At 43.1% G+C, this 24,402-nt stretch carries 23 protein-coding genes and 1 riboswitch; of the genes, 21 read left to right on the forward strand and 2 right to left on the reverse strand.

Annotated features, from left to right (window positions below; translation table 11 throughout):
- Positions 1–4: 4 nt before the first annotated feature.
- The 4 genes from ACZ5C4_RS03650 (at position 5) to deoC (ACZ5C4_RS03665) (ending at position 4,690) form a co-directional block, all read left to right on the forward strand.
- Complete coding sequence (locus ACZ5C4_RS03650) at positions 5–994, forward strand: ABC transporter permease (protein WP_464519845.1); 990 nt, start codon at positions 5–7, stop codon at positions 992–994.
- A gap of 26 nt (positions 995–1,020) precedes the next feature.
- On the forward strand, positions 1,021–2,523 hold the full coding sequence (locus ACZ5C4_RS03655) for a sugar ABC transporter ATP-binding protein (RefSeq protein ID WP_464519846.1): 1,503 nt from the start codon (positions 1,021–1,023) through the stop codon (positions 2,521–2,523).
- Positions 2,524–2,564: 41 nt separating this feature from the next.
- Complete coding sequence (locus ACZ5C4_RS03660; protein WP_464519847.1) at positions 2,565–3,806, forward strand: oxidoreductase; 1,242 nt, start codon at positions 2,565–2,567, stop codon at positions 3,804–3,806.
- Between the two features lie 146 nt (positions 3,807–3,952).
- Positions 3,953–4,690, forward strand: a complete 738-nt coding sequence (gene deoC, locus ACZ5C4_RS03665) for a deoxyribose-phosphate aldolase (protein WP_464519848.1) — start codon at positions 3,953–3,955, stop codon at positions 4,688–4,690.
- A gap of 212 nt (positions 4,691–4,902) precedes the next feature.
- On the opposite strand, the gene ACZ5C4_RS03670 is transcribed toward deoC (ACZ5C4_RS03665), so the two are convergent.
- Positions 4,903–5,658, reverse strand: a complete 756-nt coding sequence (locus ACZ5C4_RS03670; RefSeq protein ID WP_464519849.1) for a GntR family transcriptional regulator — start codon at positions 5,656–5,658, stop codon at positions 4,903–4,905.
- 184 nt (positions 5,659–5,842) lie between these two features.
- Between ACZ5C4_RS03670 and deoC (ACZ5C4_RS03675) the strand changes: the two genes are divergently transcribed.
- The 12 genes from deoC (ACZ5C4_RS03675) (at position 5,843) to ACZ5C4_RS03730 (ending at position 17,198) form a co-directional block, all read left to right on the forward strand.
- Positions 5,843–6,532 carry a deoxyribose-phosphate aldolase gene (gene deoC / locus ACZ5C4_RS03675; RefSeq protein WP_464519850.1) on the forward strand — a complete coding sequence of 230 codons (690 nt, stop codon included), beginning with the start codon at positions 5,843–5,845 and terminating at the stop codon, positions 6,530–6,532.
- 3 nt (positions 6,533–6,535) lie between these two features.
- Positions 6,536–6,895, forward strand: a complete 360-nt coding sequence (locus tag ACZ5C4_RS03680) for a Lin0368 family putative glycerol transporter subunit (RefSeq protein WP_464519851.1) — start codon at positions 6,536–6,538, stop codon at positions 6,893–6,895.
- 50 nt (positions 6,896–6,945) lie between these two features.
- Positions 6,946–7,281: a Lin0368 family putative glycerol transporter subunit gene (locus tag ACZ5C4_RS03685; RefSeq protein WP_464519852.1), complete on the forward strand. Its 336-nt coding sequence runs from the start codon at positions 6,946–6,948 to the stop codon at positions 7,279–7,281.
- 57 nt (positions 7,282–7,338) lie between these two features.
- On the forward strand, positions 7,339–8,376 hold the full coding sequence (locus tag ACZ5C4_RS03690) for a zinc-dependent alcohol dehydrogenase (RefSeq protein ID WP_464519853.1): 1,038 nt from the start codon (positions 7,339–7,341) through the stop codon (positions 8,374–8,376).
- 17 nt (positions 8,377–8,393) lie between these two features.
- Positions 8,394–9,920, forward strand: a complete 1,527-nt coding sequence (gene xylB / locus ACZ5C4_RS03695; protein ID WP_464519854.1) for a xylulokinase — start codon at positions 8,394–8,396, stop codon at positions 9,918–9,920.
- A 181-nt stretch (positions 9,921–10,101) separates the two neighbouring features.
- Positions 10,102–10,203: riboswitch (SAM riboswitch) on the forward strand.
- Between the two features lie 156 nt (positions 10,204–10,359).
- Positions 10,360–11,556, forward strand: coding sequence for a methionine adenosyltransferase (metK, locus tag ACZ5C4_RS03700; protein WP_464519855.1), 1,197 nt, complete (start codon positions 10,360–10,362; stop codon positions 11,554–11,556).
- A gap of 284 nt (positions 11,557–11,840) precedes the next feature.
- Entirely contained in the window at positions 11,841–12,896 is a 1,056-nt protein-coding gene (locus ACZ5C4_RS03705) for a sensor histidine kinase (RefSeq protein ID WP_186875615.1), read from the forward strand.
- Entirely contained in the window at positions 12,889–13,581 is a 693-nt protein-coding gene (locus ACZ5C4_RS03710) for a response regulator transcription factor (protein WP_186875614.1), read from the forward strand. Before ACZ5C4_RS03705 ends, ACZ5C4_RS03710 begins: the two co-directional genes overlap by 8 nt.
- A gap of 74 nt (positions 13,582–13,655) precedes the next feature.
- A complete protein-coding gene (locus ACZ5C4_RS03715; RefSeq protein ID WP_464519856.1) occupies positions 13,656–14,996 on the forward strand; it encodes a TrkH family potassium uptake protein in 1,341 nt (446 codons plus the stop codon).
- A 13-nt stretch (positions 14,997–15,009) separates the two neighbouring features.
- On the forward strand, positions 15,010–15,660 hold the full coding sequence (locus ACZ5C4_RS03720; protein WP_186875613.1) for a potassium channel family protein: 651 nt from the start codon (positions 15,010–15,012) through the stop codon (positions 15,658–15,660).
- A 75-nt stretch (positions 15,661–15,735) separates the two neighbouring features.
- Positions 15,736–16,533, forward strand: a complete 798-nt coding sequence (locus ACZ5C4_RS03725; RefSeq protein WP_464522300.1) for a TrmH family RNA methyltransferase — start codon at positions 15,736–15,738, stop codon at positions 16,531–16,533.
- Positions 16,527–17,198 carry an HAD family hydrolase gene (locus ACZ5C4_RS03730; protein WP_464519857.1) on the forward strand — a complete coding sequence of 224 codons (672 nt, stop codon included), beginning with the start codon at positions 16,527–16,529 and terminating at the stop codon, positions 17,196–17,198. Before ACZ5C4_RS03725 ends, ACZ5C4_RS03730 begins: the two co-directional genes overlap by 7 nt.
- Before the next feature lie 122 nt (positions 17,199–17,320).
- Here the strand turns inward: ACZ5C4_RS03730 and ACZ5C4_RS03735 are convergent, their stop codons facing one another.
- Positions 17,321–19,318 carry an oxidoreductase gene (locus ACZ5C4_RS03735; protein ID WP_464519858.1) on the reverse strand — a complete coding sequence of 666 codons (1,998 nt, stop codon included), beginning with the start codon at positions 19,316–19,318 and terminating at the stop codon, positions 17,321–17,323.
- Between the two features lie 188 nt (positions 19,319–19,506).
- Between ACZ5C4_RS03735 and ACZ5C4_RS03740 the strand changes: the two genes are divergently transcribed.
- From ACZ5C4_RS03740 to ACZ5C4_RS03760, 5 genes are read left to right on the forward strand one after another with little or no spacing between them, the layout of a single operon-like run.
- Positions 19,507–20,097, forward strand: a complete 591-nt coding sequence (locus ACZ5C4_RS03740; protein WP_464519859.1) for a TetR/AcrR family transcriptional regulator — start codon at positions 19,507–19,509, stop codon at positions 20,095–20,097.
- Between the two features lie 59 nt (positions 20,098–20,156).
- Positions 20,157–22,241, forward strand: a complete 2,085-nt coding sequence (gene argF, locus ACZ5C4_RS03745; RefSeq protein WP_464519860.1) for an ornithine carbamoyltransferase — start codon at positions 20,157–20,159, stop codon at positions 22,239–22,241.
- Positions 22,242–22,276: 35 nt separating this feature from the next.
- A complete protein-coding gene (locus ACZ5C4_RS03750; protein ID WP_464519861.1) occupies positions 22,277–23,257 on the forward strand; it encodes a biotin--[acetyl-CoA-carboxylase] ligase in 981 nt (326 codons plus the stop codon).
- A 35-nt stretch (positions 23,258–23,292) separates the two neighbouring features.
- The gene (locus ACZ5C4_RS03755; protein WP_186875808.1) at positions 23,293–23,646 is read left to right on the forward strand and encodes a DUF6145 family protein; all 354 of its coding nucleotides are present in this window, start codon (positions 23,293–23,295) and stop codon (positions 23,644–23,646) included.
- Positions 23,630–24,400, forward strand: coding sequence for a type III pantothenate kinase (locus ACZ5C4_RS03760; RefSeq protein ID WP_464519862.1), 771 nt, complete (start codon positions 23,630–23,632; stop codon positions 24,398–24,400). The genes ACZ5C4_RS03755 and ACZ5C4_RS03760 overlap by 17 nt, the downstream gene beginning before the upstream one ends.
- The last annotated feature ends 2 nt before the right edge of the window (positions 24,401–24,402 follow it).

Consider the following 24,402-nt stretch of genomic DNA (forward strand, 5'->3'; position numbering starts at 1 on the left):
TAAAGTGGGTAAAGAAACTACAAATATAGCTGGGAAACCCAGCGTTATAAAGAGAATATTAAGGAATCCGATAAGCGGACCATACATTGCATTAATTTTGTTATTTATTATTTCTTCTATTGCGTCGCCGGAGATATTTCCGACCTTTTCCAATGTGGCGAATATCTTAAGACAGGCATCTGTTATGGGAATGGTCAGCATTGGGATGACGGTTGTTTTGCTGGTTGCGGGTATCGACTTGTCGGTTACATATATTATGGCGATCTGCGCTTGTGTTATGGCAAATATGATGGAGAAAAGCGTGGCGGCAGGAAATAATGGAATGGCGATAGGTGCATTGCTCTTCGTTCTTTTGATTGGATGCCTTGTAGGACTGGTAAATGGCAGTATTATCGTACTGCGCGGAGCAGAACCTTTTATCATTACCTTGGGTACTGGTCAAGTAATTAAGGGAATCACTTATATTTATACCAAAGGAGCTCCGGGCGGGACTGTTACAGAGTTCTGGAAAAATTTTGGCTCGGAATCTTTTCTGAATTTGATACCTTATGCGGTGATGCTGTATGCGGTTATGATGGTTGTGTTTATGATACTGCTGCACAAGACAGTATATGGTCGGCACATATATGCAATCGGAAGCAATGAAGAAGCTGCAAGGCTGACAGGCATAAAAGTAAAAATCAATAAAATTATAGCATACGTATTGTGCGGATTTACCGCGGCATTGGCAGGGGTCATGCTGCTTGCCAGAGTTCGTGTAGGAGAGCCAAATGGAAGCTCTGGATATGACATGGATGCGATCGCGGCGGTTGTTATTGGCGGAACAGCTATGTCAGGAGGTCGCGGGAACCTGGCGGGCACCTTGGCCGGTGTTTTGATTATGGCGATCATGAATAACATTCTGAATCTAGTAGGAGCAGATCCGAATCTCCAGATTGTCATCAAAGGCTTGATTATCCTGATAGCTGTCTTGATTCAGCGTAAAGATGATTAATGCTTTAGGAAAAGGAGAGTGACGGTATGAGTGAATATGCATTGGAGATGCAAAACATTACAAAAACGTTCTCGAAAGTAACTGCACTGAATCAAGTGAATTTGAAAGTGCGTCCAGGAGAAATTCACGCATTGATCGGCGAAAACGGAGCAGGCAAATCTACTTTGATGAAAGTATTGTCAGGAGTATATAAACCAGATGATGGAAAGATTTTGCTGAACGGTAAGGAAGTGACGATGCACAATCCTAAGGATGCGATAAAAAAAGGTGTGGCAATTATTTATCAGGAACTAAGCCTGGTTCCGGAATTGAATGCGATACAGAATCTAATGTTAGGCCAGGAAAAAAATGCCTGTGGATTTATTAAAGGAAAAGAAGAAAATCAATTCGCAAAAAGTTATCTGGATTATGTAAGTCATGGGACGATTGACAGTTATACAGTACCAGTCAAGCAATTAAGCGTAGCGCAGCAACAGATGATAGATATTGCAAAAGCGTTATCTTATAATTCTAAGATTATCGTTATGGATGAACCGACAGACAGTCTGACAAACAGGGAAATAGAAATTTTATTTGAGTGTGTGAGAAAATTAAAGGAAGACGGTATTACAGTGATTTACATTTCACATCGTCTGGAAGAACTGTTTGCGCTGTGTGACAGAGTGACGGTACTCAGAGATGGACAATATGTGGCGGATGAGAATATCGCAGATATTGATAAGGATTGGCTTATCAGTAAAATGATAGGCAGGGACTTAAAGGATACTTTTCCGCCACGTCATAGAAGTGACAGCCGAGAAGTCGTATTGGAAGTAGAAGGGCTTACCGGAGAACGGTTCCAGGACATTTCCTTTAAACTTAAAAAAGGAGAAATATTAGGATTGACCGGTTTGGTTGGCGCTGGGCGTACGGAGGTGCTGCGGACTATTTTCGGGGCAGATAAAGCAAAAAGCGGTACGGTAAAAATATGTGGGGAAAAAGTAGACATTCACCATCCAAGTAAGGCGCTGAAATGTGGACTTGGATTTGCGACGGAGGATAGGAAGGCCCAAGGATTGTTTTTGAATCAGAGTATTGAGAAAAACATTACAATGGCATCTTTGAACAAAATTTCCAAGGCCGGATTTCTAAATAAACCAAAAGAAATAAAGATGTCGGCCGCATATTTTAAGAGCTTGAATGTAGCTGCCCCGGATACGAAAAAGTTGTGTAAATATCTTTCAGGTGGAAATCAGCAAAAAGTAGTTCTGGCGAAATGGCTTGCCTCAGAGTGTAAAATTTTGTTTTTAGATGAACCGACAAGAGGAATTGACGTAGGCGCAAAATATGAAATTTATCAGCTTATGGATCAGCTTGTGCAGCAGGGTGTAAGTATTGTCATGATATCGTCCGAGATGCCGGAAGTTATGGGGGTTGCGGATCGCGTTGTGGTGATGCATGAAGGAAACATGACGGGAGAAGTTATGCAGAAGGAATTTACAGAAGAAGGGATTATGAAGCTGGCAAGCGGAGAAAGAAAAATCGGATAAATTATACAGAACAAAAAATAGAAAGCATAAGGAGAAAAAAGATGGGATATAAAGAGACATTATTAAGTCCTATAAAAATAGGAAATAAGGAATGTGTAAACCGCTTCTTTGCGCAGCCGATGGAATGTGTGGATTCAGACGAAGAAGGAAACCCGTCTGATTTAACATATCAGCGATATGAAAATCTTTATAAAGGTGGTTTTGGGCTAGTTGACTTAGAAGCAATTACAGTTACAAATGAGAGCCGTGCGCGAAAGACGCAGCTTGAGATAATGCCGAGAAACGAAAAGGCGCTGGAAAGATTTATCAGGAAATTGAAAGAAGTAAATCCTTATACATTGATTGTGTTTCAACTTACACACTCTGGAGAAATAAGTGAACCAGATTTTTCTAGAAGGGTATGTGTAAAGCCTATGTATGGCTTGGGCGGCGATCTTCTTTCAGAAGAAGAAGTGGAACATATAATGGATCAATTTGTTTTAGCTTCTAAAATAGCTCAGGCAGTCGGGGCAGATGGGATCGACATGAAATTATGTCATGGATATCTGGGTTCTCAAATTATTCGTCCATTTAATGACAGAGACTGGAAATATGGCGGCTCCTGGGAGAGAAGATCTGCTTTTGCTTATGACCTGATGGAACGGATCCAAAAGGGAGTAAATGATAAAGACTTCCTGATTGGTTCAAAGATGTCCATGTGGGAGGGGCATCCAGGTGGATTTGGTTCTGCTGGACCGGAATCCCCGCTTATGGATATGACAGAGCCTTTAGATTTAATTAAAGGACTGGAAGAAAGAGGAGCGAGCTATTTTATAGAGTCGCTCGGGAATGTACATAGTGCAATGAATTATATGGAGGCACTGAAGGACGCACCGGAACTGTCCTATTTGCATATTTATTTTGCGAATATGATGAAGAAAGTGTTAAAACCAGAAACCGTTGTCATTGGTTCTCATTTCTCACCATTTAGGGGGAAAAAGAACAAGCTGTTGTCAGTAGATCCGGAAAAATCTTCTCTGTTTGCAATGGGCGCACATTGTATCGAAGAAGGCATGATGGATATGGTAGGCTTGGGAAGACAATCGTTTGCAGATCCGTTTACACCAGCAAAACTTGCGGAGGGCAGGGAAGACGAAATTCATTATTGTACACAATGTATGAATTGTGAAGAACTAATGATACGGCAACAGCCGGTGGGATGTGTAGCATATAATAGGCCCTATGCGCAGCGTCTGGTTGAAACAAGGAAGAAATATGGAAAATTAACAGAATTACATACTTGATATTCAAAATAGACATAGGCCTGAAAGAATGTGTTTAAACTGGCAGAAAGTTATGCTTGATTTGTATTTTTTAGATGGGGAATTTCTTACTGGCTGTAAGGAATATGAACCATAAATTTATTGTAGTAGAAAGGTGATAGATAAAGATGGAAGAAATAAGGAAAGATGTGTTGAGTAAAAGCGATATTGCCTATATGATGGATCCAAGTGTCCTGAAACTAGATACGACACTGGAAGATGTAGAGGCAATGGTAGAGCTGTGTAAAAAATATAACTGTGGGAGCTGCTTTTGCTGGCCGTGTTACTATCCGCAGCTAGTAGAACTTTTAAAAGGGACAAACACGAAGTTTGGCACATCCCTTGCGTTTCCTTCTGGACAGGAGGCAACGGAGACAAAGGTACAGATGGCAGAATATTTTATGACAATGAAACCGGCAGAAAATGATATGGTAATGAATGTGGGCTGGCTGAAATCTGGAAAATATGATCTGGTACTAGAAGACATTAAAGCAGTGAGAAAGGCCACAGAAGGAACATCCCTTAAAGTGATTATCGAAGCTATGCTTTTAACAGACGATGAAATCAGAAAGGCATGTGAACTGGTTATTGAAGGCGGTGCTGACTATGTAAAGACAGGAACAGGATTTTCAGCAGCACCTTCGACTCTGCATCATGTAAAAGTGATTAAAGATTGCGTTGGTGATAGAGTAAAGATCAAGGTCGCAGGAGGTGTGAGAAGTCTTGACACGTTGCTGAAAATGTATAAATTAGGGGCATGCAGATTTGGAATTGGGTGTAAATCAGCAGAAAAGATTCTCGCAGAAGTAGATGAACTTGGAGGAGACATTAATATAAATGATATTGTAATTGATGGCGAAATATAAAGTTAATTGACGAAATGGTTCGCACAATAGGGCGTGTATTGCAACGTTCGTCAGCTTCCGCAGTGCCAGCTCAATTCCGCATACGCTCCATTTCGCTATCGGCAGTCGCCGAATGAAAAGAAGCAGACAAACTTCTGTTTACATGCAAGCATGACACAGAGTTTGTCTGCTTCTTTTCGCACTGCTTGTTGCTTCGTTAAATTTATATTTATTTATGCTCGGTACAGATCAATGTTCATTTTATATAGGTCGCTTCTATAAGAGGCAAGGGAATACTCAAAAGGTTGATTCTCCTGATCGTATGCAACGGTGGAAATATACAGAAGGGGAGTGTTTTCCTCTATCTTAAGAAGTCCGGATACATAAGAATCAGCAGCTATAGCGTGTACATGCCGGTTGACTCTGGAAGCAGTGACATGAAATTTTTTATCCAGTATCTCATAGAGTGACTCCCGTGTTAGATCTTCTTTTAACAATTTTTTAAAACGTTTTGCACTTAAGAAGGTTTTGACATATACAATAGGGCGCTCGTTTGCAAAACGAACCCGTTCTATTTGAATAACGGGGCTGTTTTTGGGAAGATTTAATTTCAACAAAATTTCGGGATATACGCTGACTTCTTCGAGAGAAAGCACGATTGTTTTGGGAACAAGATTCTGCTTTATCATCTCCTGATTAAAATTTTCTATATTCTGTATAAAACTGCCCATTACTTTAGGGTGTGTGATAAACGTTCCCTTTGCCTTTACTCGGTTTAGGTATCCCTCCTGTACCAGTTCGGAAAATGCCTGACGGATGGTTGGGCGTGATATGTTAAACAGTGTACACAATTCTTCTTCCGGCGGGACGAGCTCTCCGTCTTTGAGTTCCCCGCTTTCTATATATTGTACCATATACTGCTTCAACTGATAATAAAGCGGTACGGGAATATTACGGTCCAATCGAATTTTCTTATATACCATATTCATTAAGAACACCTCCCATTTGTCTAAAATTTATAATTAATTATACTTTAGAGGATGGTTTGTGTCAAATATCATATCAAACAAATATTTTAATGTAAATATATTATACAAAATGATATAATGTATTGACATTAGTATGTAATAATGATATATATAATATATAAAAACAAAAGGAGGAAATGTAAAAATGATAGGAGGAAAAGAGCTTGCTAATATGTTTGATCATACGCTTTTGAAACCATATGCTACAAAAGAAGAGATGAAAAAGCTGTGTGAGGAAGCAAGGGAGAATGGGTTTAAGATGGTAGCAGTTAATTCTGTACAGAGTGCTTTTTGTAAAGAATGTCTGAAAGGAAGCGGTGTACATGTAGGGGCGGCTATCAGTTTTCCATTAGGACAGACCACAATTGAAGCAAAGGTATTTGAGACAGAAAATGCAATTAAAAATGGTGCGGATGAGATAGATTATGTGATTAACATCACAGAATTAAAAGAAAAAAATTATGACTACATACGTAGAGAAATGGAAAGTATCGTTGAGATATGCCGGAAAAACAATGTTATCAGCAAGGTCATTTTTGAAAATTGTTATCTCACAGAGGAAGAGAAAAGAATATTGTGCGAGATTGCTTTGGATGTAAAACCGGATTTTATCAAGACTTCTACGGGATTTGGAACAAGCGGAGCAAGAGTGGAAGATGTAAAACTGATGAAATCGATTGTAAAGGACGCGGTGAAAGTGAAAGCGGCTGGAGAAATAAGAGATTTAGATACATGTATGAAAATGATTGAAGCGGGTGCAGAGCGAATCGGAACTTCTTCGTCTATTAAGATTCTGGAAGAGTATTATGAAGAAGCAGGAGAAAGGCGGGAATAGAATATGATGAAGCATGTGCGGATATTTGTTGGGGCATTTGTAGTAGGCTTGGCGATTATGGGAGCATGGGGACAGATTTCTAATGAATATGGGACAATCGGAGGATGGCTGGCAGCATTGTTTATTGTGACGCCTACCTGGTTTGTAAATCATTACTGTGGTTTAATCCATCAAGACGGCGCATGGGTAGATCAAGGACTGGCTTTGGGAGCAGCAGGAATGTTTAAGGGACTTTTTCTTGACGGCGCAGGCGCTTTTGCAGAAGCTGTTCCACTGCTGGCGGTCGTATGTGTTGGAGGCGCTCTGGGTGGTATTTTTGCAGATATGGCGGATACGAATATTGCAAAAGAGAACGGAGAATAGACGTTCGTAACATATAGGGACAGACAAAAGAAAAACCGGAGGAAATAGATATGGAATGGGTAATAACAAGTTTTGCAGGGGCGTTTGCATTTGGCTTTATGGGAAAGTTTGCCTGGGGAAAACTGGTAGATAAGTTTGGTCCAAGTCCAGTTGGTGGATGTATGTGTGCAGGATTTTTGGTAGGTACTTTCTGGGTTTTGAATCATTTTCTAGCGCTGATTGTACAGACAGGAACAAACGTGTGGGTGGATCAAGGATTCGCAATTGGATGTGCATTTCTTTTTTCTGATGTAGCGCGCAGAAAGTTCAATGTACACTCACTGACAGGAATTATTCTGGCAATCGCGGGCGGCGCACTTGCAGGATATGTTCTGGCGCTGGTATAGTAGATACTAGAAATAAAGCGGTAAAAGTAGAATAATAGGTAAAAGGAGAAAGTATAGATGAAAAGTTTAGCTGTTTTTGAAGACCAGAGTTTGAAAATTGTAGATGTGCCGGTTCCTGAATATGGTGATTATGAATGTCTGGTAAAAATGGAAAGCTGCGGTGTGTGCAACGGGACAGATATGAAAATCATACATGGAAAATTAAAAGGCTTCGATACATATCCGGCATTGCTGGGACATGAAGGCGTAGGCAGAGTTGTCGAGAAGGGTGCGAAAGTAACTTCGTTTGAAATAGGAGATTTGGTAACGCTTCCTTTCATTGGAAAAGCACCGGAGGGATATTATAGCGGTTGGGGCACTTATTCAGAATACAACATTATTGCGGACTATAAAGCGAAACTGGCTAACGGTATACAGCCGGATGAATGTGATTATGCACAGAGAAAGCTTCCGGCAGATTTTGACCCGGTAGACTCTGCAATGATCATTACATTTCGGGAAGTACTCTCAGAGGCAAAAACATTTGGCTTTGAGCCGAACCAAAGCGTATTCATTATGGGGATGGGCCCGGTAGGGTTGTGCTTTGTCAAATTCGCAAAATTGATGGGAATGGGGCCTGTTATTGCGTGTGACAGAGACCGTACGGGGGATAAACTGGAATACGCGAAAAAAATAGGTGCGGATTATGTCGTGAATACAAAAGAAGACATTGTGAAATTCGCGAGAAAAATTTGTCCAGATGGAATTGATCACGTTGTAGATGCCGTGGGAATTAACTCCTTTATTAATCAGGCAATGGAGATGATTTCATATGATGGCAATATAGACGTCTATGGTATCTCCGAGACGCTGAAAACAGAAATCGACTGGTCAAAAGCTCCGTTTAATTGGAAGTTGAAATTTTCTACATGGCCGAGCAAAATTTTAGAGGGAGAAGCACATCTGCAAATTTGCAGCTGGATACAGTCAGGCGTGCTTAATCCGAAGGATTTTGTATCTCATGTATTTCCTCTTGACGAGGCACAGAAAGCATTCGATATGGTAAAAGAGAAACCAAAGGGAATGCGGAAAATCGTCATTAAACTGTCAGAATAAAAGGAGGGTGCGGGACTATGAGCTGTTATCTGCTGGCACATGATTTAGGCACGTCGGGAAATAAGGCTGTACTCTATGATTCAGATGGTAATCTGATCAAAAGTGTTACATATTCTTATCCTGTATTTTACAGTAATAATAACTGGGCGGAACAGAATCCAGACGACTGGTGGAAGGCCGTATGTGAGACGACAAGGGAGATGCTTGCGGATATAAATCCCGCAGATGTGGCAGGCGTCTCGTTCAGCGGTCAGATGATGGGTTGTGTTTGTGTGGACCAAAACGGCGAGAAACTGCGCAACAGCATTATATGGGCAGATATGAGAGCGTCGGAGGAGGTAAGTCTGATTCGCAGGCAAATTTCGGACAGAGAATTTTACCGGATTACCGGACACCGAATCAGTGCGTCATACGGCGGTGAAAAACTGATGTGGTTAAAGCGCCATGAACCGGAAGTCTATAAAAATACATATAAGATGCTGAATGCAAAGGACTATATTATTCTAAAATTAACAGGACGGTTTGTGACAGAATATACGGATGCGTCCTCTACCTGTCTGATGGATCTAAATAGGATGAAGTGGTCGGAACAGCTTTTGGATATTATGGGGATTCTTCCAGATAAACTTCCAGAGCTTTGTTCTTCGACGGATATTGCAGGATATGTGGGAAAAGAAGCCGCTGAACTGACAGGACTTCTGGAAGGTACTCCGGTTGTTTTAGGAGGCGGGGACGGTGTATGTGCAGCAGTAGGGACGGGATGTGTCAAAGAAGGAACCGCCCACAGTTGTATGGGAACTTCCTCATGGATTTCAATCACAAGTAAAAAGCCGGTATTTGATGAAGAGCAGAAGACGTTCACATGGGCCCATATTGTACCGGGATATGTATTGCCGACAGGAACTATGCAGTGCGGCGGAGGAGCATATGCATGGTTTACAAAGGAGCTTGGACTGTATGAAAGACAATGCGCGCAGGAGAGAGGGATTGGATTCTATGACGTACTTGAAGAAGAGCTTGCACAGACAGAAGTAGGAAGCAATGGACTTTTATTTTTGCCGTACCTGTTAGGAGAAAGAGCACCTCGGTGGAATCCTGAAGCAAAGGGCGGGTTTATCGGTCTGAAAATGGAACACAGCAGAAGCGATATGCTTCGGGCAGTGCAGGAAGGCGTGGCGATGAACTTGTCTATTGTATTAGATACATTCCGCAAATACGGGGAAGATATACAGGCAGTGACAGTGATAGGAGGCGGTGCAAAAAGTGCTGCATGGCGTAAGATACTGGCGGATGTATATGATGTTAAGATACGAAGGCCAGACAGTATGGATGAGGCAACCTCTATGGGAGCTGCGATAACAGCGGGAGTAGGAACTGGAGTATTTCAAAGTTTTGATGAGGCGGAACGGTTTTTAAAAATCGAGGAGGAAATCGTGCCGGATGCCGAAAATCACAGAAAATATGTAGAATTGAGAAAAATATTCAATGAGGCGTATGAAAGTCTTGTACCTGTGTTTGAAAAACTTTCAGCCTATAAAAAATAGTATAAGGCGTAACAGCCATACAGTGTGCGGGAAGCATAAAACATGCTTGCATGTTTTTGCGAGCGTACATCTGTATGACTGTTACCATAAGATAGGTAAAACCTAAAATAAATATTGACATTTTCTATCATACAGTGTAAAGTTCCTATTGAACCAAATAAAATGAAATAGTGTAAACTTTCTCTTATTCAGAGCAGTGGAGACACAAAGGGTCTGGGAAGCTGCGGCAACCCCTTCGTATTAAGGAAGGTGCCAACCTGAGCGAGTAATCGAACAATAAGAGGATTGTTATGAAATATCGACAGTCCGCTTTTGGCGGACTGTTTTCGTTTGGCACAGGCAGGTTAGCGGCTGGTTATGCTTAAAAGAGCTAAAGAAACTGCCTGTATCCAGAGGAAAGCAGGATGCGCAAAAGAGAAAGTGCAGAAAGGAGCTGTATATGGAAAAATTATTGTTTACATCTGAATCAGTGACGGAAGGGCATCCGGACAAAATGTGCGACCAGATTTCAGATGCGATTCTGGACGCGTTGATGGAGCAGGATCCAATGAGCCGCGTGGCGTGCGAAACATGCTGTACGACAGGTATGGTGATGGTGATGGGAGAGATTACAACAAATGCGTATGTAGATATTCCCAAAATTGTGAGAGATACAGTGCGTGAAATCGGCTATACGAGAGGAAAATATGGCTTTGACGCGGATACCTGCGGCGTCATCACTACGATTGACGAGCAGTCGGCGGACATTGCCCTCGGAGTAGACAAAGCGTTGGAGGCAAAAGAGCATATAATGGCGGAGGATGACATTGAGGCAATCGGCGCCGGAGATCAAGGAATGATGTTTGGCTATGCCTCCGATGAGACAGAAGAATATATGCCTTATCCGATAGCGATGGCGCATAAGCTGGCCCGACAGCTTACCAAAGTGCGCAAAGACGGGGCCCTGCCGTATCTGCGTCCGGATGGAAAGACCCAGGTGACAGTGGAGTATGAGGAGGATGGAACTCCAAAGCGTCTAGAAGCGGTAGTTCTCTCTACACAGCACGATCCGGATGTGACTCAGGAACAAATTCACGAAGATATTAAAAAATATGTATTTGATGCGATTATTCCGGAAAATATGATAGATAAGGATACAAAGTTTTTCATCAATCCAACGGGAAGATTCGTGATTGGAGGGCCACACGGAGATAGCGGATTGACGGGGAGGAAAATTATTGTAGACACATATGGAGGAATGGCAAGTCACGGTGGCGGAGCGTTCTCCGGAAAAGACTGTACGAAGGTGGATCGGTCTGCGGCGTATGCGGCACGGTATGCGGCGAAAAATATTGTGGCTGCAGGACTGGCAAAGAAATGTGAGATACAGCTTTCCTATGCAATCGGGGTGGCACAGCCGACTTCCGTGATGGTGAATACGTTTGGAACTGGAGCTGTGCCGGACAGAGAGCTGGTAAAGATTGTGAGGGAGAATTTTGATCTGCGTCCGGCAGGCATTATTAAAATGTTGGATTTACGCCGGCCAATTTATAGACAGACAGCTGCCTATGGACATTTCGGCAGAAATGACTTGCAGTTGCCATGGGAAAAACTGGATAAGGCAGACGCACTGAAAAGATATATCAAGGGAAAATAACAGGCGCTTTATGAATATTGAATTTGGCACATCTGGTATGCTATACTAAACACGTTATATAGTGAAAGCAGGTGCAGATTTCGAAAAGCAGGCACCTTAGCGGGCGCCTGTTTTTATTGTATACCCTAAAGGGCATACCGTAATTTATTCCCTTGGGGACGGCGGGCTTTGTCCGATAAGGTATGGGAAATTTTGTTCCTACAATAAAGCCCTTCGGTGAATGTGTACTGCAAGTGGAAAATAGCTGCTGATGCAGTCGTTGCGGCGAGGGAAAGGAGCCGAATATGAAATTAAAGACGAAACTGATTATTGCATTTATGACGGTGATGATACTTCCTACTATTTTTACAACCGTTGCAATGTATACATTTGCGCCACGCAAGGTAAATGAAATACAACAGGTATATCTGCTGATTGTTTTTCTGACGGCGGCGCTTCTTATCTACTGGATTTATCGTACGGTGTCGGTGCCTTTGGCAAAGCTTCAAAAGGCAGCGAGAAATATAAAAGAAGGAAACTTAGACTTTGAGATTAAAAGAGAAGCGGACGACGAGATTGGACAGCTTTGCCAGGACTTTGAGGAGATGCGGCTGCGGCTGAAGGCGAATGCTGAAGAAAAGGTGGCGTATGACAGAGAAAACAAAGAATTAATCAGCAATATTTCCCATGATCTGAAAACACCGATTACGGCGATTAAGGGATATGTGGAAGGAATTATGGATGGAGTGGCAGATACGCCGGAAAAAATGGACAGATACATCAAAACCATATATAATAAAGCGAATGAGATGGATCTGCTGATCAACGAGCTGACGTTGTATTCTAAGATAGATACGAACCGTATTCCATATAATTTTACAACGATTTCAGCAGAAAATTATTTTGGAGACTGCGCTGAGGATTTACACATGGAATTGGAGGCAAAAGGGGTGGAGTTCACATACCGTAATTATGTGGAGGTGGATTCTAAAGTGATTGTAGATCCGGAGCAGCTTAGGCGGGTTATCAACAACATCGTCTCAAATTCCCTGAAGTATATGGATAAACCAAAGGGAAAGATTACAATGAATTTAAAGGATGTGGGAGACTTTATCCAGGTAGAGCTTGGAGACAATGGAAAAGGGATAGCGGCAAAGGACTTGCCGTATATATTTGATCGTTTTTACCGGACGGATGCATCTAGAAATTCGTCAAAGGGAGGAAGCGGAATTGGGCTTTCTATTGTCAAAAAGATTGTAGAAGAACATGGCGGAAATATCTGGGCGACCAGTGAAGAGGGCATTGGAACGACTATGTATTTTGTAGTAAGAAAATATCAGGAGGTACCGATGGATGAGTAAACGCATTTTGATTGTGGAAGATGAGGAAAGTATTGCAGAGTTGGAAAGGGATTATCTCGAATTAAGCGGTTTCGAGGTAGAGGTTGCGACGGATGGAGAAGGAGGACTGAAAAAAGGGCTGGAAGAAGATTTCGACCTTATTATTTTAGACTTAATGCTTCCGGGGGTAGATGGATTCGAGATCTGTCGTCAGGTACGTGACCAAAAGAATACACCGATTATCATGGTTTCGGCAAAAAAAGATGACATCGATAAAATCCGTGGACTGGGTCTTGGGGCGGACGACTATATGACAAAGCCGTTTAGCCCGAGTGAGCTTGTGGCGCGTGTAAAAGCGCATCTTGCAAGATACGAGCGTCTTATCGGAAGCAATGTGGAAGAAAACGAGATTATTGAAATCCGTGGGCTTAAAATTGATACGACAGCGCGGCGTGTATGGGTGAATGAGGAGGAACGTAACTTTACGACAAAGGAGTTTGATCTTCTTACTTTCCTTGCAAAACATCCGAATCATGTATATACAAAAGAAGAGCTGTTTCGGGAAATATGGGATATGGAATCAATTGGGGATATTGCGACGGTAACTGTGCATATTAAGAAAATCAGGGAAAAGATTGAGTATGATACCTCACATCCACAGTATATTGAGACAATCTGGGGTGTGGGATACAGATTTAAGGTATAATGGACGGAAGGAAATACAACGATACGAAATACGGAAAGCAAAAACGAAGTATCAGAAAATTAAGATTCACTACCATGCAGAAAGTCGCGCTGGGATTTTTCGGGGTTATTTTTCTCGGCGGGGTTTTATTATGGCTGCCAGCCTGTAATCAAAAGCCTATCGCATTCTTTGATTCTTTGTTTACATCAGTTTCCGCAGTGTGTGTGACAGGGCTTGTGACAGTGATTCCGGCAGAACAGTTTACGCTGCTGGGAAAAATCATTTTAATGCTCTTGATTCAGATTGGCGGATTAGGAGTCATTGCGTGTACAATGGCATTTTTTCTTGCACTTAGAAGAAAAATTACCATGAAAGACCGGGTGATGATACAGCAGGCATACGGGCTGGATACGCTGACAGGACTTGTACGGTTTGTAATTCGAATTTTAAAAGGAACACTTTTGGTGGAAGGAATCGGAGCTATTTTGTTCTCTATAAAATTTGTGCCGGAATACGGGCTGTATAGAGGAATTGGCTATGGGATTTTCCACGCTATATCTGCATTCTGCAACGCGGGGATCGATATATTGGGGAACAACAGCTTTATAGACTATGCCAGTTCGCCGCTTATAAACTTTACGACGATGTTTTTGATCGTGATGGGCGGTTTGGGTTTTCCGGTATGGCATAATATTCGTGTAAATACGCAGAAAGTATGGAGGGGGAAGGAACCAAAGGCTAGGTTGTGGAGTAGACTGGGACTCCAGAGCAAGATCGTGCTGACGATGACGGCAGCATTGATTCTTTTGGGGACAGTCGGATTTTTTCTGCTAGAGTATAACAATCCGGAAACGATGAAGGAATTTAGTGCAGGGCAGAAGCTTATGGCGTCTGCTTTTCAGTCTGTCACGACGAGAACTGCCGGATTTGCGGCTGTGCCGCAGTCAGAGCTTACAGAAGGTTCCAGACTTTTAGGGTGTATTTTGATGTTTATCGGTGGTTCCCCTGCAGGAACAGCCGGAGGCGTTAAGACGACAACGATGGCGATGCTGCTTTTGACAGCGTTGTCTGTGTTGAGGGGAAGAAAGGATACAGAGTGCTTTGGAAGAAAAGTAGATGATACAATAGTACGCTCCGGAATCACGATCACGTTGGTGACATTTTTATTCTGGCTGATAGGAATTGTGGTGATTACGGTATTGGAGTCGGGCAGAGATTATCTAAATATCATGTATGAAGCGACATCAGCGATCGGAACAGTGGGACTGTCTGCGGATCTGACGCCTTCACTTACGCGAGGTAGTCAGGTAGTGCTGATGGTGCTGATGTATATCGGCAGAATCGGGCCGATGACAATGGCTCTGGTTTTTGCAGGGAAGGCAAGGGCAGGCGCGCAATTTAGAGAGCTGCCGGAAAAACGGATTATGTTAGGATAGGAGTATAGAAAGTATGAAGAAGCAATTTGCAGTGTTTGGGCTGGGCAGCTTTGGCTGGAGTGTTGCCTTGACGCTGGAAAGCCTCGGGTGTGATGTTTTGGTGGTGGATAAGTCTTATGAGAAAATACAGGAAATTTCCGATCAGGTGTCCTATGCTATGAAGGCAGACGTGTCGGATCCGGAGGCAATGCAGGCGCTGGGAGGCCGAAATCTGGATGGGGCAGTGGTTGCTGTATCAGAGAGCTTGGAGGCGAGTATCATGGCAACGATGCTCAGCAAGGAGATGGGTATCCCATATGTTTTGGCAAAAGCGAAGGACAGGCTGCAAGGGACGATTCTGGAGAAGGTCGGTGCGGATTCTGTCGTCTATCCGGAACGGGAGATGGGAAGCCGGGTGGCGAAAAATCTTGTATCTGGTACGTTCTCTGATTGGATCGAGCTTTCCTCAGAATACAGTATGGCAGAAACAGTGATCCCGGCAAAATGGGCAGGAAGAAGCCTTTCTGAATTGAAGATCAGAGAAAAATATGGAATTAATGTAGTTGGAATTATTCAAGATGAGAAGGTGAATGTGATGTTCGATCCACAGGAGCCTCTCCCTGTAGATGGCATCTTGATCGTAATAGGAGCAAATTCTGTGTTGGAAAAATTCCATACAGAATGATTTTGAAACAACAAAAAAGAGCGATGGATCAAATGTAGACAACTGTAAATGAACAAGGAGACAAAAGATACAGTGATAATCACAAGCACAGGAAATCAAAGAGTAAAAGAGCTGGTACAGCTTCAAAAAAAGAGCAGGATACGGAACAAAGAAGGCGTTTTTATCGCAGAAGGGCTTCGGATTGTGCGTGAAATGCCAGCAGAACGTATAAAAAGCCTGTATGTGTCGGAGAGCTGGTGGAAAAAACATAAAAAAGAGACAGATGGATTGGGAAAGAAAGTAGAGATTTTTTCAGATGCGGTGTTTGCCTATGTCTCTGACACAAAAACACCACAGGGCATACTGGCAGTTGTACGTCAGATGGAGTATGGATTCGCAGATATTACAGGGGAAAAGAAAGAGAAAAAGGCACATATCCTTGTACTGGACAATCTGCAGGATCCAGGAAATCTGGGCACGATTTTTAGAACCGCAGAGGCTGCCGGTGCGACAGGTATCTTGCTGAGCAGCGACTGTGTGGATATATATAATCCGAAGGTGATTCGCTCTACGATGGGAGCCATCTGTAGAATTCCTTTTTATTATGCAGAAGATTTGTCTGCAGAGATTGCAAAGATAAAGGAGAAGAAGATACATGTATATGCCGCCCACTTAAATGGAAGGCGTTTCTATGATGAGGAAGACTATACAAGGCCTTGTGCGTTTCTGATCGGAAATGAAGGAAACGGATTGAGAAAGGAAGTGGCGGACTGTGCGGACTGCCAAGTGCGGATTCCGATGGAGGGGAAGGCAGAGTCATTGAACGCGGCAGTTGCCGCGGCAGTCCTGATGTTTGAGACAGGAAGACAGAGAAGAAAGGAAAGAAAATGTTAGATAAAAATATTTTAAAGTCGCGGACGGAGTTGGTTATCTTTGATATGGATGGGTTAATGCTTGACACAGAACGCTATTTTTATCTTGGCATAGAAGAGGCATTTTCCAGAGAAAATATACAGGTCAATATGGAAGAATATAAAAAAACACTTGGAACTGTAAATAAAGTGGAAATGCAGAAGTTCAACCAAAGTGCATATGCAGACGAAGAGATAGCTAGAATGAAGGAAGAGGTGGTTGCCCGTCTTCGTGAAAAGCTATGTCAGGAAGGCGCTCCGGTGAAAAAGGGGCTCAAGGAGCTGTTGGAGGCATTGAGAGCAAGAGCGATAAAACGAGTAGTTGCGACGTCAACTCCGCGGGTATGGGCAGAGAAATATCTTGCGTCGGCAGAAATAGAAAAAGAATTTGCATATATCGTCACAGGAGAAGAAGTAAGAGCCGGGAAACCTCAGCCGGATATTTTCTTAAAAGCGGCAGAAAAAGCAGGTGTCGCACCGGAGAAGTGCCTGATATTGGAAGATTCTTATGCAGGTGGTCTGGCAGCGAAACGTGCGGGTATACCGTATATTATCGTACCGGATATCAATCCTCCTTCGGAAGAGATTAAAGGCAGCGCTCTTTTTGTGGCGGAGTCATTGTGTGAGGTGGCTGCATTATTCAAATAAATAAAAAAGCACAAGGGAAAACCATGCTTTTGTGGTCGCCCTTGTGCATAACAGCTATATTGGGTACTGCTTGCGGAATGAGAAAGCCGGCAGCACGAAAAGATATTGTGATATGTAGGAGGCTAAATATTTCGTGCCACTTCGTATCCTTCCCAAATAGCATTGCGGATATTACGTACCTGCTTTGCGTCTCCCAGCAGATAGATATGTGCATAGTCAAACTGACAATCATCAAATACCGGCTTTATAGAACGATAACCGATCGACAAGATCGTTTGATCACAGGATAATGTTTTGACTTCACCGTTTTTATCTGTTACTGTAATACCGTCTTGCGTTACCTCAGATAAATAAGCATCCCGAATGATTTTTACATTGTTGTAAGCTAATAAATCACGCAGCATCCATTCATTCATCGGAGGGAGCATTGGGCCAGACTTCAAGATATCCGATAATCCTTCTACAATAGTGACATTCTTTCCCTGCATAGCGAGATGAAGTGCGGTTTCACAGCCTACCAGCCCGCCGCCGACAAGGATCACGTTTTCTTTTGCAGGAACCTTTCCCGTTAAAATATCCTGAGCTAAAACAGCATTTTCAACACCGTGTACATTTGGAATAATCGGTACAGAGCCTTCTGCTGCGTAAATTACGTCAGGCTGTATTGCGTCGACGGCATCCTTATCAGCCTCTGTATTGGTAAGGACTTCAACGCCGAGACGCTTCAATTCCTGCTCATACCAAGCTACGAGATTTAAGTCATCTTTTTTGAAACTTGGAATACCCCCAATAATCAGAGCGCCGCCGATTCGGTCTTTTTTCTCAAATAAAGTGACCTTATGACCGCGCAGGGCGCTGACTCTGGCTGCCTCCATTCCGGCCGGTCCGCCTCCGATAACGACAACCTTTTTGGATTCAGCAGCTTTGGAAATTCCTTCGATTGTTTCACGTCCACATTCGGGATTCACCGCACAACTTCCCATACCATGCTCCAAAAGACGACCGAAACAGCCGTCGTGACATCCAAGGCAAGGACGGATCCTTTCTTCATGTCCTTCTCTTAGTTTATTGATATATTCAGGGTCAGTCAACAAAGGTCTTCCGAGGCCGACACCGTCAATGATGCCTTCCTGTAAAGCCTTTGCAGCCATGATTGGATCGTCCATCCGTCCTGCTACTATGACAGGAACTTTTGCAACTTCTTTCAGCCTTTTCGCCAAAGGCAGGTACATGCCCTTATTGAAATACATAGGCGGATGCGCCCAATACCAAGAATCATAGCTTCCGGCATCTGCGTCAAAGGCATCATAACCTGCTTCTTGGAGCATTTGTGCAACTGTCAGCGCCTCTTCGATGTCGCGCCCTTTTTCAGTAAATTCTTCACCTGGGAGCCCGCCTTGGCGCAGCTCTTTAATATAACTCTTGATGGAAAAACGTAAAATAACGGGATAATCTTCACCGCAGCGTTTTTTAATTTCCTGAACAATCTCTATTGCAAAACGGAGACGATTTTCTAAAGAGCCGCCGTATTTATCATTTCTTTGGTTAAAGATGCTCATTGTAAAACAATCCAGTAAATATCCTTCGTGTACAGCGTGAACCTCAATACCGTCAAATCCGGATTGTTTTGCGACAGCTGCAGCATCTCCAAAACATTTTACGATATGCTCCACCTCTTCTGTTTTAAGTTCCCGGCAGATGATCCTTGGATCCCAACGATTGCTGATCTGGCTGGGAGCAACATAATCTTCTGCATTTCCTGGAAGAGTAGAACGTCCTGTACCTGCTGTGAGTTGAAGAAATATTTTAGCTCCAAAGGCATGACATTTATCTGTCATTTCTTTTGCCTTTTTGGTGTATTTGTCCGGCATTGTTGTAGGACAGGGAAACAGGCATTTTGCATGTGGTTCAACATCATTTTCAACCCAGTTTGCGCCGGTAATGATCAGCCCCACCCCGCCTTTGGCTCTGCGAACGAAATATTCTACGCCTCGGTCTGTGTAACAGCCCTGTTCGTCATTTTCTGCTAATGTTCCCATAGGAGCCATGAAGAATTTGTTTTTTATCTGGAGCTTTCCAATTTGCATTGGATTAAATAAAGGCTTTAATGCTTCATTCATACTTACTTTCTCCTTAATAAACCATATACTTGATCAGGGTATATGATATGTTTTAGGTTTGGTGTGAACGCGTTCACTGAACATGTTCATAATAACATAAAAGAAGCGTTCCTTCAAGCGATTTTTGACTTTTCACACAGATTCATGTATATTAAAAATACTTTAAAAAGAAAGAGGGATCATATAAAATGCCAAACCCTTTGCACATGCTTAAAGCACAATCTACAAAAGAGCAGATTTTAGTTTCCATCGAGAAGCTCGTACAGAAAAAATCTCTCGATAAAATAACGATCAGGGAAATATGTAAAGATGCTAATATTTCCATAGGGACGTTTTATTTATACTTTTCATGTAAAGAAGAATGTATTTTAAATATATACCGGTCGGCTGATCAGGTGTTTCATAATCTGAAATTGTCAGAAGATGCAAGGAAAAATATATATGATATTGTTTATCATTTGTATGATATGGTTGATTTTGATAACATCTCGTTTACCAGACACATATATATGTGCCATCTTTCTTATTTTGACGATTATTTTTTCAGTGAGGAACGGGAGGTGTTCCAACTCTTAAAAAAGCAGATTCAGGCCATGGATTCAAGTTGTGATTGTGCAAAGCTCACATGGGAAATATTAGAGTTTTGCAGGGGCGCCATTTATAATTATAGTATCAATCCAAAGGAAAATGGGAGAATCTGGTTAAAGGAGACAGCGGAAAAGACAGTGGATTATCTGGAATTTCTCATCTGCCGGCAGTGTGGAAGGAAGAAGAAATAGAGGTGTTTTGATTGTATTTTTATACAGATATATAGTATACTACCAACAGAGGTGAGGTTATGGAGCCATTATTGGATTTGACAAAGGAGTACGGGATTGTTTTAGACGGCGGGGGAGCACGCGGGGCCTATCAGATCGGAGCATGGAAGGCGTTGAAAGAAGCCGGAGTGAAAATCAATGCGGTGGCAGGCACTTCTGTAGGGGCGTTAAACGGTGCGCTTATCTGTATGGATGATATAGAAAACGCAGAAAAAATATGGAGTGAGATGACCTTCTCGAAAGTAATGGATGTGGATGACAGATGGATGGAGGAACTCTTCGCCGGAAAACGGAAGATCGGGGATGTCATCTCAGAGGTGTGGAGTACACTTTCAGAAGGCGGTGTGGACATTACCCCGCTTCGCCGTCTGATTCACGAGATGGTGGATGAGGAGAAGATACGGAGTTCTGGAAAAGAGTTCTGCCTGCTGACCTTTTCTCTCACAGATATGAAAGAGCTGGATTTGAGCATAGAAGATATACCAGAAGGCATGCTGGAGGATTTCTTATTGGCAAGCGCCTATCTGCTTGGCTTCAAGAACGAAAAGCTGCATGGCAAGCGGTATATCGACGGCGGAGTCGTCAACAATGTGCCGCTGCATTCTCTTGTAAAAAGAGGATATACGGATATTATTGAAATCCGGATCTACGGGCCGGGAAGAGTGCCCAGGGTGAAAATGCCAAAGGACAGCGAGGTCTATGAGATCGGGCCGAGGGTACGCTTAGGAAGCATTATAGAATTTGATGGAAGAAGGAGCCGGCAGAATTTAAAGATAGGATATTATGACGCCAAAAGGATGCTGTACGGTCTGGAAGGATTTATATATTATCTGGAACAGAACCATGAAGAAATATGGTATAATGAAAAAATGAGCAGCATTTCAGACAGAGAAAAGGCGGAAATGGCATTTGTGTTGAAGCTGCCGATTGGATTTACAGACAAAGAGCTGTATCTGGCTATGCTGGAGGCGAGCGCGAAGCTGCTGCGTGTGCCAAAATATCAGATTTATACGGTAGATACGCTGGGCGAGATTGTAAAAGAGAGATATGAAGCGCTGGCGGATAAAGTGAATCTGCCGCGTTTTACACATGTATTTATAGATATAGGAGAGGACAAAAAGATGAATTTAAAAGGAAGAAATTTTTTGACACTGAAGGACTTTACACCGGAGGAAATCACATATCTGCTGGATCTGGCGGCTGATGTAAAAGAGAAAAAGAAAAACGGAATTCCGGTCGATCACTATAAAGGAAAGAATATCGCGCTGATTTTTGAAAAGACTAGTACGAGAACCCGCTGCGCTTTTGAAGTGGCGGCGCATGATATGGGAATGGGGACAACCTACCTGGATCCGTCAGGTTCTCAGATTGGGAAAAAAGAGAGTATCGAAGATACGGCGCGTGTGCTCGGACGGATGTACGACGGGATTGAATACCGCGGATTCGGTCAGGAGATTGTGGAGGAATTGGCAAAATATGCAGGAGTTCCGGTGTGGAACGGACTGACGAATGAGTACCATCCTACACAAATGCTGGCAGATCTTCTTACAATCCGTGAGAATTTCGGAACATTAAAAGGAATAAAGCTGGTTTATATGGGAGATGCCAGATTTAATATGGGTAATTCTCTTATGATCGCCTGTGCGAAGATGGGGATGCACTTTGTGGCATGTACGACAAAAAAATATTTCCCGAATGAGGAGTTGGTAAACCTGTGCAGAGGATATGCAAAGGAAAGTGGAGCTACCATTACCTTGACAGAGGATGTGCAAGCTGGGACAAGGGAGGCGGATGTGATCTATACGGATGTCTGGGTGTCCATGGGAGAGCCGGATGAAGTATGGGAAGAACGTATTCGTGAATTGGCGCCGTACAAAGTCACGATGGAAGTCATGGAAAATGCAAAGGAGGAAGCGATTTTCCTGCACTGCTTGCCTGCCTTCCACGACTTAAAGACAAAAATCGGAAAAGAAATGGGAGAACGCTTCGGTATTCAGGATATGGAAGTGACGGACGAGGTATTTGAGTCGGAAAAATCAAAAGTGTTTGATGAAGCGGAAAATCGTATGCACACCATCAAGGCAGTGATGATGGCTACATTGTAAGAAATAAGAAGATTGCAAAACCAGGGTGAGAACTTGTGAAAGCGGAAATTTTAAAAATGCTGCGGGAGAATGGCAGCTATGTGTCAGGACAGCAGCTCTGTGAGAAATTTGGAGTTTCTAGAACCGCAGTGTGGAAGGTGATTGGACAATTAAAAGAAGAAGGGTATCAAGTGGAGGCGGTCAGGAACCGTGGATACCGGATCATTGACAGTCCAGATGTGATGACAGAAGAAGAACTGAAAAGTCTGATTCGCACAGAATGGGCAGGACAGAATATTGCCTATTATGCAGAGACAGATTCTACGAATATACGGGCAAAACTCTTGGGAGAAGAAGGAGCGCCACATGGGACACTGGCTGTGGCGGATATGCAGAGCGCCGGAAAGGGCAGACGCGGTCGTGGCTGGGTTTCTTCACCGGGAAGAAGTATTTATATGTCCTTGCTTTTAAAGCCAGATATTCCTCCGGTAAAGGCACCTATGCTGACACTGGTGGCGGCGTGTGCTGTGGCGGAAGCACTGAAAAGCTGTACAGGACTGGAGATTCAGATTAAATGGCCCAATGATATTGTGGTAAATGGCAAAAAGCTGGTAGGTATTCTGACAGAGATGAGTACGGAGATTGACTATATCAATTATGTTGTGACGGGAATTGGAATTAATGTCAATATCGAGCAGTTTCCAGAAGAGATCAAAGATATGGCTACCTCCCTTTTTCTGGAAACCGGCAGCATGGTGAAGCGGGCGCCTGTGATTGTAGAAATTATGCGCTTTTATGAGGTGTGCTATGCAAAATTTATGGAGACGAAGGACTTATCTTTGCTCCAGGAAGAATATAACAAGCTGCTTGTAAACCGGAATCGGGAAGTACAGATTCTGGGAGTAAAGGAAACATACAAGGCGTATGCCCTGGGCATCAATCCGTCAGGAGAGCTTTTGGTGCGCAGACAAGATGGCACGCAGGAGGTCATATATGCCGGAGAGGTGTCTGTCAGAGGAGTCTATGGGTATGTATAAGGAAAAAAAGAGAAGGCATGCGGGAAGGAAAACAGATGGAGGAAGAAATTGTATTGTGCGCAGCGAGCGCTTATGAACAGAAATTTTATTTGAATCCAGAGTTTGACGCTCTGCCGGAGGAAATCAAGCAGGAGCTTCAAATTATGTGTGTGCTGTACACAGAGGACGTGGGAGGAATTCTTCTGCTCGTATTTGATGAGGATGGGAATCTGGAATTGAAAGTAGACCATGAGGAGAACGATTTTACATTTGATGAGATTGGCAGTGTGCTGAAAATAAAAGAGCTGCAGCAGACAAAAGTAGAGCTGTTCGAATCATTAGAACTATTTTTTAAGATTTTTTATCTAGGTGAAGAGTTCAAGGAGGAAGAAAATGCTGCTGACGATTGATGTAGGGAATACCAATATTACAATGGGCGTATTTGCCGGTGAGGTTCTGATCGGGACGTTTCGCATGACGACGAAACAGGCGCGGACATCAGATGAATATGGATTTACAATCTGTGGGATACTGGAACACAGGAATATATCGCCAAAGGACATCCACGCGGTAATAATCGCATCTGTAGTGCCGGATATTATGCATTCTCTGACAAACGGAATCATTAAATATCTGGAAGTAAAGCCACTTGTTGTATCGGCTGGTATTAAGACGGGGATTCGTATCGTAACGGAGAATCCGAAGGAAATCGGTCCAGACCGGATCGTGGACGCGGTGGCAGGATATGAGATTGCCAAAGGCGCAGTCATAGTAGTGGACTTTGGTACTGCAACGACCTATGACTTGATCGGGCCGGAGGGAACATTTGAGGCAGGCATTACAGCGCCGGGCATTGAGACAGCGGGACGTTCTCTGTGGGGCGGTACTGCGATGCTTCCGGCGGTGGAAATCAAAAAGCCGAGATCGATACTGGCGAAAGAGACGATCAGCAGTATGCAGGCAGGGCTTATATATGGGGCAATCGGACAGACGGAGTACATTATACAGAGGATAAAGGAAGAGGCGCCGTATGAGTCGCTTACAGTGATTGCTACCGGAGGTCTGGGGAAAATTATTGCAGAATCGACAGACAGCATTGACGCCTATGATCCGCAGTTGACGCTCAATGGGTTGAGGCTGATTTATAATAAAAATAAGAAATAATG

The sequence above is a fragment of the Mediterraneibacter flintii genome, from assembly GCF_055387595.1.